This window comes from Lachnotalea glycerini, assembly GCF_003201285.1.
In the GTDB taxonomy this organism is placed as follows: domain Bacteria; phylum Bacillota; class Clostridia; order Lachnospirales; family Lachnospiraceae; genus Lachnotalea; species Lachnotalea glycerini.
Map to the genome: position 1 here is coordinate 1 of NZ_QICS01000048.1, position 1,148 is coordinate 1,148.

General features: G+C 32.7%; 2 protein-coding genes. Both read right to left on the bottom strand.

Annotated elements, in window-relative coordinates:
- Positions 1 to 175: 175 nt before the first annotated feature.
- The gene (locus C8E03_RS21760; protein WP_207657833.1) at positions 176 to 556 is read right to left on the bottom strand and encodes a barstar family protein; all 381 of its coding nucleotides are present in this window, start codon (positions 554 to 556) and stop codon (positions 176 to 178) included.
- Positions 557 to 572: 16 nt separating this feature from the next.
- Positions 573 to 1,148, bottom strand: a 576-nt coding sequence (locus C8E03_RS21765; RefSeq protein WP_146212356.1) for a ribonuclease domain-containing protein, incomplete at its 5' end; no start/stop codon positions are given.

A 1,148-nucleotide genomic window follows, 5' to 3' on the forward strand; every position in this document is an offset into this window, starting at 1 on the left:
TCAGTAATCATGGATTACATCACTTCGTGAGAGCCATGATACCGAATTAAGCGACAGGGATTTACGGAGTTGGAAGTCCTAAGGTATAACCATAAATAAATTTTATACATCCTAAATTTATTATTAAAATATATTTTTCCATAACTGTTCTTAATTTATTAACTCCCCATCAGTACTATAATACTAAATATACATTAAATTCTTTTGTTTCGCCATCTACCATGGTTGTTTTAACATCCTCTTCCCAAAAAGGCAATATATCTACTTGAAAACAATCTAAAATTATTTCTTTGACTTCCAAATTGTCATTTAGGAATTCTTTATAATCATAAATAATTAAGTTTATTTTTTTTTCATTTATCCACGATAAATCTCTCATCCAATCTAAAAAACTATCTAAGCTACCATTGCATGGATAAGGAAATTGTAATTTTTCCTCAATAACTTCAAGAAAGTTATCTTTCGTTATTATTTTTTTCCCATCCAATATTATATTTAATCCTTCTGTAAATGAATCGTTGTTTATTTTTTGGATATATATAACTTTATTTGTCAAATTATTTTGCCTCCTCTTATTTGAGTTTATCAAATGTTGAATAATGATCACTAGTATAATATTTTGAACCATCACTTCCAACAACAAATCTTTCCATATCTCTTTTTTGACCTTCTATCTTATTATTAACATCAAATTCTTTATACGTAATTTTGTTACCCGCCTTATCTACCTTTGGTAGTTTCCCATCAAGATTTTTATATGTACCTCCTGCTTTAGTTCCTGCTGTTTGTCCTTCTACATTTCCACTCCACCCTGAATCATTATATTTTTTATAACTTTCCTTTGCATTTTTAGATAAAGATTTTACAGTCCTTGAACCTATCTTACTAGTCTCAGAGCCTCCCTTACTCACATCGGTATTCTCCGCCGCCTCTTGTGCTTTCTTAATATCTCCGGCTAAGTTATCCGTAGCCGTCATACTAATTGATATACCATATGCCATTTCTGCTATTCCGGTTATCAAAACATCTGTGCTGATTGCAATAGTCGGTATTCCTGCCGCTGCTCCCGCACCGCTCATTGATATGACCGCTCCAAAGATATCTCCAATACCACCTGCCACTGTTTCTGCCGTTCCTGCCACCGTCAA